This is a genomic window from Anaerococcus lactolyticus S7-1-13, assembly GCF_000758765.1.
In the GTDB taxonomy this organism is placed as follows: Bacteria; Bacillota; Clostridia; order Tissierellales; family Peptoniphilaceae; genus Anaerococcus; species Anaerococcus lactolyticus.
In genome coordinates this window covers 1-8,653 of the sequence record NZ_JRMW01000011.1, presented here as the reverse complement: position 1 = coordinate 8,653, position 8,653 = coordinate 1, and the positions used below count along the sequence as shown (strand labels likewise).

At 36.7% G+C, this 8,653-nt stretch carries 9 protein-coding genes; 5 read left to right on the top strand and 4 right to left on the bottom strand.

The window, feature by feature from the left end; all coding sequences use genetic code 11:
- Nucleotides 1-465 precede the first annotated feature (465 nt).
- The 3 genes from HMPREF1630_RS00425 to HMPREF1630_RS00415 are packed head-to-tail and all read left to right on the top strand — an operon-like array spanning nt 466 to nt 3,049.
- Nucleotides 466-1,584 carry an EpsG family protein gene (locus tag HMPREF1630_RS00425; RefSeq protein WP_004829238.1) on the top strand — a complete coding sequence of 373 codons (1,119 nt, stop codon included), beginning with the start codon at nt 466-468 and terminating at the stop codon, nt 1,582-1,584.
- A 12-nt stretch (nt 1,585-1,596) separates the two neighbouring features.
- Nucleotides 1,597-2,742 (top strand): YveK family protein, encoded by a 1,146-nt coding sequence (locus HMPREF1630_RS00420; RefSeq protein ID WP_037325994.1) that lies wholly within the window; start codon nt 1,597-1,599, stop codon nt 2,740-2,742.
- Complete coding sequence (locus HMPREF1630_RS00415; RefSeq protein ID WP_037325992.1) at nt 2,720-3,049, top strand: hypothetical protein; 330 nt, start codon at nt 2,720-2,722, stop codon at nt 3,047-3,049. Before HMPREF1630_RS00420 ends, HMPREF1630_RS00415 begins: the two co-directional genes overlap by 23 nt.
- 32 nt (nt 3,050-3,081) lie before the next feature.
- On the opposite strand, the gene HMPREF1630_RS00410 is transcribed toward HMPREF1630_RS00415, so the two are convergent.
- The 4 genes from HMPREF1630_RS00410 to HMPREF1630_RS00395 are packed head-to-tail and all read right to left on the bottom strand — an operon-like array spanning nt 3,082 to nt 5,549.
- A complete protein-coding gene (locus HMPREF1630_RS00410) occupies nt 3,082-3,705 on the bottom strand; it encodes a hypothetical protein (RefSeq protein ID WP_037325988.1) in 624 nt (207 codons plus the stop codon).
- Between the two features lie 10 nt (nt 3,706-3,715).
- Nucleotides 3,716-4,510 (bottom strand): hypothetical protein, encoded by a 795-nt coding sequence (locus HMPREF1630_RS00405; protein ID WP_037325986.1) that lies wholly within the window; start codon nt 4,508-4,510, stop codon nt 3,716-3,718.
- On the bottom strand, nt 4,510-5,193 hold the full coding sequence (locus HMPREF1630_RS00400) for an ABC transporter ATP-binding protein (protein ID WP_037325985.1): 684 nt from the start codon (nt 5,191-5,193) through the stop codon (nt 4,510-4,512). The genes HMPREF1630_RS00405 and HMPREF1630_RS00400 overlap by 1 nt, the downstream gene beginning before the upstream one ends.
- Nucleotides 5,190-5,549: a GntR family transcriptional regulator gene (locus tag HMPREF1630_RS00395; protein WP_037325983.1), complete on the bottom strand. Its 360-nt coding sequence runs from the start codon at nt 5,547-5,549 to the stop codon at nt 5,190-5,192. Before HMPREF1630_RS00395 ends, HMPREF1630_RS00400 begins: the two co-directional genes overlap by 4 nt.
- A gap of 569 nt (nt 5,550-6,118) precedes the next feature.
- Between HMPREF1630_RS00395 and HMPREF1630_RS00390 the strand changes: the two genes are divergently transcribed.
- On the top strand, nt 6,119-6,844 hold the full coding sequence (locus tag HMPREF1630_RS00390) for an ABC transporter ATP-binding protein (RefSeq protein WP_037325981.1): 726 nt from the start codon (nt 6,119-6,121) through the stop codon (nt 6,842-6,844).
- Entirely contained in the window at nt 6,837-8,477 is a 1,641-nt protein-coding gene (locus tag HMPREF1630_RS00385; RefSeq protein ID WP_037325979.1) for a hypothetical protein, read from the top strand. The genes HMPREF1630_RS00390 and HMPREF1630_RS00385 overlap by 8 nt, the downstream gene beginning before the upstream one ends.
- Nucleotides 8,478-8,653 lie beyond the last annotated feature (176 nt).

Below are 8,653 nucleotides of genomic sequence, written 5' to 3'. Positions count from 1 at the left end.
ATAAAAAGTACAAGTCAGACTAGATTGCAATTTTTAGGAGGCTTGGGATTTTAAAAAGTTAGAATAATAGATATCTAGAACAACGGGTTCTCCATACCAACACGTTTGCCGTAGGCAAACTCCTTGTCCCACGAGAGTGGTCGCCCGGAGGGGGTAACGGGAGGGGGTTCAAGGGGGACCCGATTGGGGAACGTGCGAAACGTTCCCCTGGGGTCCCCCTTAGAACGAAGATTCAATAGTAAATAAAATTATCACATATAAGATAGATAACTTATCTATGATAAGAAAATAGATATCTTATCTCGGATAAGAAGAAAAAAGATAATTTATCTCGGATAAAAAAATTAATTTATCATGGATAAAACCCCAAAAAATGATATATTAATGAGTAAGAGTACAAGAGAAGTATTCTCTTCTATCACACAAGGGAGTCTTAGGGGGATGCCCCCTAAATAGAAAAGTTTTATGGGATTTTTGTTATTTTTTACGCTGGAGCTGTTGCTTTTTCTATGCTTTAGCCTTATTGATTTTAAAACTTCATACCAAAAAAACCTTGCGGCTTTTTCTATGTTTTTCTTGATGTTTATCTTTGCGGCAATGAGAGGGTCGGGGGATGCTGATTATTACAATTATTTGTGGTTCGCTAAGGATATCGGAACGGATTTTGATAAGGTTTTGAATTTTTCCTACCCGGTTGAGTTTTCCTTTAGGCTGGCTTCTTACCTCATAAACCTTTTTGGTATCAGCCGTCAGTGGGTGATTGTCCTTATGAATTTTTTGTCAATCGGACCTGTGACCTATGTAGTTATCAAAAAATCGGCTAATCCATTTTTGTCTGCGATTATATTTTTGCCGATTTTCTTGCAATTTGATATGCAAACTTCAAGGACTGCAACAGCTATGGGTTTAGGTCTCTTGGCTATTTACCTAGCGACTGAAAAAAAGAGGTTTAGGAGTTTTTTAACCCTAATCCTAGCTATTAGTTTTCACAAGTCGGCTGTAATATTGATTCCATTTTTATTATATTTGGAAATTGACCTTAATAATTTTATAAAATCTTTAATCGTCTTTTTAAGTTTGGCAGTTTCGGTTTTCTCAAAGCTGGTATTTAGCATAGCCGCAACTGTGTTTTCAAAAATAGGCCTTGGCATACTTTCTAGAAAGATTGTAACCTACACCTTTGAGGGTAAATTTGCCTATGGAATGCAACTTTTTGACCCGAGGATTATATTTTTCTTCCTTTTATTTATAGTTTCCATCATGTACTTGGATGAGAAAACTTTTGGGGGAGACAGGATGGAGAAGGCTAGCGTTAAAGCTATGGTTTTTGGCCTTTGCGTTATGCTTGTTTTCAGATCATCGACAGCCATTGCCTTTAGGTTTTCATCATTTTTTGCAATACTGGAGATGTTTTATCTGCCAATGATGATTAAAAAATTAAAATATGAGGATAGCCTGGCGGCCTTTTTGCTAATCTTATCGATTGTGGTCTTTATCGTACCATATGCGATTTATATTAGTGTAGATGCGCCAGAGTACGATTTTTTCTTTACAAATACAATGGCTATCGAGTCATTAAATTAAAAAGGAGTTTTTATGAGAAAAGTTACAACTTACCAATTAATCGACGGTATTAAAAAAAATCTCGCCCTAATTATTGTTCCAGCCATCGTGTTTTTTGGCCTTGTTTTTGGTCTTGGCATTAAAAAAGTCGGAGGGTCTTTTGAGGCTTCGGCAGTTTTGATTGCCACAGCTGGTGAGGGCGAAGAAATTTCCTACAACAAGCTAATTTTAAATGAAAAGCTTGGCAATATTTATTCTGAAATTATAAAGTCACCTGATCTTTATAAAAGAGTTGCAAGTGACCTTAAAAAGGGAGGCTGTAACCTTGATTTCAAGGAAATTATGGCAAAGTCTGACTTTGATGTAAACCCTCAAGCAGGCCTTATTAGCTTAAGTTTTAATGATGATAATAAGGATAGGGCAGGGGATGCTCTTAAGTCAATTTGTGAGAATTTTAGAAAAATGACAAAAGACTACCTAAATGCTGATAATCTGGAATATTTGCATGAGGTGCTGGTGGATAAGGCTTCAAAGAAAAAACTTTTGATTTTTTCTGTTGCAGCAGGTATAGCTGGGGCTATTCTGGGCCTTGCTATAGTAATTATTAAGACTCTTCTTTCTGATAATATAGCCGACGAGGATGACTTAAGAGAATTGGATTTGGATGTCCTTGGATCTAGTGATGAGCTTTTGAAGGTGAAGGCAAAAATTGACCATAGACTTCAAAATGGAGTTGTTGGCATTACAAGTCTTGGCAAGGTTGACTCTTATGATTTTGCAAAAAATCTTGCAGAAAGCCTTGCTCCAGCCAATGGAGTTTTGTTTGTAGATAGCAAAAATGCTAGTAATACCGAAGGAAAATTCTTAAGTGATGAAAATTCCTTTAAGGTCCTAAGAAAGGGTGACATTGATTACCTAGCCCTAGCAGAAAAGGTGTCAGATAAGATTCTTGACGCTAACGAGTTTTTTGCAGAAATTGCCAATAGGGAAGCCTCTTATAACTACATTCTAATTGACCAAAAATCTCTAAAGACAGCAGATCCATATCTAGCAGCAAGACTTTGCGACATGGAAATAATCTTAGTTGATGATAAGACTAAAAAATCTGCTATAGACAAGGCGATTTCAGACCTAAGAGAGCTTGGCATAGATTATTGTGGGGTGGTTTACCATAAATAAGTTAGTAATTCTTTGCCTTTTAATAATCCTCTCTGCTTGTGGCAAGGAAGAAAAATACACCAAACAAGATATACCAACCAGGCCTGCGACTGGGATTAAGCTAAAAAAAGAAATTGGAGTAGGCTTGTCATATAAACTGATAAAAGATTCTAAAATCTATACCGATCCCGACGAAAAAACAGCCTTCGACACCTTGGAAAAAGGCTCGGTAGTCCAAGCTAGCCAAGAAGAAGTAAACGGCTTCGCCTATGTTAGCTACCAGGGGCAGAGCTTCTATATTGAAGTTAAAAATTTAGAAGGAATTTAAAAACCAGCTCGAATTAAGCTGGTTTTATTTTATCATTCTTCTGGGTCTAGGGGTTCTTTTAGGTCTTCGTTTTTGAAGAAGTCTGTGCCGTCTGGGACGTTACTTTGGAAGGCACCTAAGATTGAAATGTAGTCCTTTCCATCTATTGTATAGGTTACTTCGAATTGTAGGTATTCCATGAAGTATTTTTCGAATTGAACTCCGTATCTTTTTGTGGTGTAAGAGTAGGTGTTTTCTCCATCGTTAGTTAGTTCACCTTCTATATGGCGTGTTTTTGTTGGGTCTTTGTAATCACTCGCATGGGCGGTTATTTCTATGTGAGTCTTTTCTGGTTCGATTTTTTTACCGTCTTTGTAGAAAGAGATGTAGATTTTATTGTCCTTAAGAAGGTCGATACAAGGGATGTCGCCTTCTACCCTGCCGTCTACGTCATCTTCGATATTGTCGATTTTACTTTGGTCAAATTTATCAAATTCCTCTTTGGTGTAGGTCCTTATGATTGGTGTCCTATCGTCATCTGAGATTTTCGCTTCAATTTTAACCCCGTCTGCTTCCGTATTTCTTAAATACCCAGGTGTTGGTCTGAAGGTTAACAAGAGGAAGGCCCAGATGGCGATAAATATCCCAATTATTCCAAATACTAGTTTTTTAAACATGAGATCCTCCTTATTCTACTGAGATTTTCTCCTTGTGGAAATAATTTACTAGGGCGAAATAGGCTAGGACAAAGGCTCCTAAAATTAGGACTATAATCGCAAAAGATGACCAGTTTAAATCTAGCATATTTATACTGAATGTGGCTGCATTAGTTGAATATTCCTTAAATTTGATTAAGCTTGTGTTTCCAAGTCCACTAATCAATTTCGCATATACATATCCTTGGAATAAAATTAAGGCTACGAAAAGGACCAACTTTGCTGACCTGCCCATCTTGTTGAAGGGGCGTGATGCTCCAAGTGTGTTAGCTGCCATCATAATTAGGGCAAAAATTGTATAAAACAAGGCGATAATAATTAGGAATTTTACCAAGCTGATAAAAATATTTAAGTCAATGCTTTGACCTAGGTATTTCAATATTTCTAGGGGATCTAGTCCATTATCGCTAGTTATGCCTATAAGCAAAAAGTTAAAGATAGAAAAAAGTCCTATCACAAGTCCCATAATAATGTAGTTTATGAGTCTAGCTCCTGTAGTTTCGCTTGATTTTAATGGTAGTGATGTATAGAAGGCTGATTTTTTGCCGTAAAACCTGTTGTTGTCACTATCATTAAGACTGGCTAGGGAAATGAGTGGGGCAAAGGTCATAACTGATCCGCTTAAGACAATTATAAGACCTAGGGGACTGAAGGCTGTTAACTTATAGACAAAGACCCCTAGGATTGCTATTAGAAGGGGTGACAGCATCCAAGTCATTACCTTTTTTATGTCTTCTTTAAAAATTTGTCTAAATAATTTTCCCATTAGAGGACCTCCCTAAAATATTCTTCAAGGCTTAGGCCTTTCTCTTCTCTTATTTCGTCAACTGCCTTGTGGGCAAGGACCTTCCCGTTTGAAATGATGATTACTTCGTCTAGGATTTTTTCAATCTCGGATATAAGGTGGGTTGAAATGATAAGGGTTGATTCTAGATTGAAATTTTCTATGATTGTATTTAGCATTTCAAACCTCGCCTTTGGGTCAATGCCTGTCATTGGCTCATCTAGGAGGTAGATCTCAGTCTTTCTCGCAAGAGTGGCTGCGATTTGGACCTTATCTTTCATTCCCTTAGAGCATTCCTTGATTTTTAGATTTCTTGCGATAGAAAAAGAATCAATCATCTTGTAATAACTTTCTGAGTCAAAGTCGTCATAAAATCTTTCGTAGATATTTCCTATATCAATTACAGTCATGAAATCATCAAAGGGTAGGTGGTCCGGTTGGTAGGAAATAAGGGCGTTGGTTTTTCCACCTGGCTTATTGCCATCAATTAAAACTTCTCCCGAATAATTTTTCTCAAGACCTGCGATGACTCTCATTAGACTTGATTTACCTGTTCCATTTTCACCTACAAGACCGATTATCTTGCCCTTATCTAAGTTTAAATTAAAGTCATCTAAGACTTTTCTACCTCCATATTTGAGGCTTAAGTTTTTTATATCAATCATAATTTCTCCCAATATTCTCTCAAATCTGTTAGGGCCTGGTCTTTTTTGATATTTAAAGATTCCATCCCCCTTATAAAATCATCTGCAAAGCTGGTAAAGGCTCTGGATGAGAGTGATTTTATCTTGTTTTCATTTTCTGTTACAAACCTGCCGATAGTCCTTTGGCTCTCGCAAAGACCTTCTCTTTCAAGCTCTGCCAGGGCTCTTTGGATGGTATTTGGATTTACCTTGTAGGCTGTTGCGAGATTTCTAACTGAGTCGATTTTATCTCCGGCCTGCCAGTCGCCTGTGGAAATTTTGATCTTAAAATCCTCTACAAGCTGGATATAGATAGGTCGGTTGTTATCAAAATCCATACAAACCTTCTTTCTTTGTATCACTGTACTATTATCTTAATACAAGTGTACTACACCCTTAATACAATGTCAAATTTATTTTTTAAAAATCTTATTTTTGTAAGTGGAGAAATTCATATATGAGAGGATGATGAATATATAAGTTATATCTTTATATTCATAGGTTTTGGGCTAATGATATCCGTAAATTTTATCGAATGTATGACCAGGACTTGTTTTTTAGTGTACGTAGAAGATTTCTCCACTCGCTTACGCTCGGTCGAAACTAGGATAGTTGTACTTACTTTGAACTCAAAGTTTCTATTTAATTTTTTTTACATACTACTGTTTTAATCTTCAAGGAATAGTAAGAGCAATCACCCCTCGCTTCCTCTCGACTTCGCTCGAGGTAAACTAAGTGGAGAAGCCTCTGGCTGTATCAATACAATTAGTACGGTAAAGGTGTCTAGATTGTCTTCGCTTTGGGTGATTATTTTCTTAATTTATGCCTATATATTGTTGAATTTATTTTCTCTTTACCAAACTATGGTAAAATATAAATAATTACTTATAAAAAATTGAGGAACAATATGAAATTAGTTATAGAAAATTTATCGAAATCTTTCGACCAAAAGGAAGTTATAAAGGATGCTTCGTATGACTTTGAAAAAGGCACTGTTTATGCCCTTCTTGGCAGAAATGGGGCTGGTAAGACTACGCTTTTTAGGCTCATTACAGAGGCAATAAAGAAAGACGCTGGAGAAATCTACCTAGAAGAAAATGGGGAAAAGACCCCTGTGTCTTTTGACGATGTTTTTATGATGGTGGCAGAGCCAGATTTACCAAAATTTTTGACAGGTTATGAGTTTATCAGATTTTTTATAGATGCTAATAGGGAAAATATCAAGGATTTAAAGGATATCGATTACTACCTAGACTTGGTTGATTTTGACGAGGAAGACAGCCACAGGCTAATCCAGTCCTATTCGACAGGTATGAAAAACAAAATCCAAATGATCATGTTTTTGATTTTAAAACCAAGGATAATCCTTATGGATGAGCCACTTACAAGCCTTGATGTGGTTGTGTCTCTCCAGATGAAAAAAATCATCAGAGAAATCCACAAGGACCACATCATGGTTTTCTCAACCCATATTCTCCAGCTTGCCAAGGATATTTGCGATAAGATCGTCCTTTTATCAGAGAAAAAACTTTCCGGTCTTGATGATTCTTACCTGGCTGATCCAGACTTTGAGGACAAGTTAATATCAATCCTTGCAGGCAATAAAGAAAACTTGGGAGAAATCCATGAATAAAGATTTTAGGACCTATATCCTAGCCGAAAAAATCGCTCTTACCGAATCTTTCAATATGATGGTTTATGGTATAAGAAAGTTTCCCTTAATCGGTAAAAAACTAGGGGATAAGTACAGATTTTTTGAGTTTAAGGAGATAATGTACAGCTTTTATCCAATTTTTGTCCTTATAAAGCAAATTTTGGGCTGCGCCTTATCTTTTCTTATTGCTTATTTATACACAACAATCACCTATGGCTGGATTTATAAAATCTTTGGTGGAGAGATTTTTGCGGCGGATTTGGCAAGCAAAGCTGAATTGACATCTTATCTTATGGGCCTCATGATTCCCGTAATTCTCTATTTTGCGACTGGGATTTTTAGGAACTTTATCTATGATAATGGGGCAGGAATTGGCAAATATTACTACCAATATCATATTGACCCAAGCTCTTCTGCCAAGATGTTTTTGTACTACAAACCAGCCATGAGGCTAATCGGAAGGACTCTTATTTTTGCTATATTTTTTAGCTTGATAAATAAAATTCCCCTTATATATCCGATTTTGATGAGTTTCGCTGTCTATTTCCTAGAAATCGGGGCTTCGGTTTTCTGGATGAAATACAAACTCAAACACAAAAAGGGAATCTTAGACAATGGACTTTTGCAAGTCGCCTTTATTATTTTAATCCCTATTGCTGTAATGGGACTTGTGATTACAGGTCATTTTGACCTAAGGATTGCGACTGGAATAATATTTGGATTTTCACTTATTCTTTTCATCTACGGCCTAAATGGACTTAGGAATTTCGATTCTTTTGACCAGGTTATTGAAGAATCTGTAGAAGAATATGATGTGGCTTCAGAAGACCTTGACCTAGGCGAATCCAAGGCTTACGAGCTAAAGGATAAGGATCTCGAAGTTAAAAATAAAAAGGGACTTTACAAGAAAAAGGGTCTAGCCTTCCTTAATTCCTTGTTTTTTATTAGGCACAAAAGGCTTATCACAAAACCTGTAATAATAAAGTCTTTGGCTGTGCCAGCCATCGGACTTGGAGTATTTTTCTTTACAGTTTTTAAGGAAACTTTAACAACAGAAGGAATTTTTGAGCTAACAATCAGGGCTATGCCATTTTTGACCTACATTCTTTCAAGGCAGGATGGGGTAATTACTGCCATGTACCTAAACTGCGACCAGGGCCTTTTGCCTTATGGTTTCTATAGGAAAGGGTCCATGCTCCTTGCTATGTATAGGCTAAGATTTAGGTCTATGCTTGCCATCAACATGATCCCTGCTGGAGCAGTTTTTATAACATATATGGTTGCTATTGGATATAAGGGAGAGATTTTTTGGGTAAATAATTTGGTTGTTCTCGCCTATATTTTGCTAATGACTACATTTTTCACAAGTCTTGCCCTTGCTAAATATTACCTCATCCAACCCTACAACCAAGAGGGAATCCTTGTAAGCAAGCTTGCTGGAGCTATAAATGCAGTTGTTTATTATCTTTGCATCTACGGCGCCATTATTGTTAAGGATTTGGATTACAAGATGATTTTGATGGTAAGTGGTGGATTTATCCTCGCCTTTATAATTGTTGTGAATATTTTGATAGTCAAATTTGGATCTAGGACTTTTAAAATAAGAGATTAATGTTTTTTTCACTAGGTGAGTCTATTAATCCAGGATTAAAATCTTATAATTTTGTTTTAATATTATCTTCTTATTATAAAATGTCATTCTACTTACAGTTGAATCTTCGTTCCTAGGGGGAGCCCAGGGGGACTTTCCGTATGTCCCCCCACCGGCTCCCCCTAAAACCCCCTTAC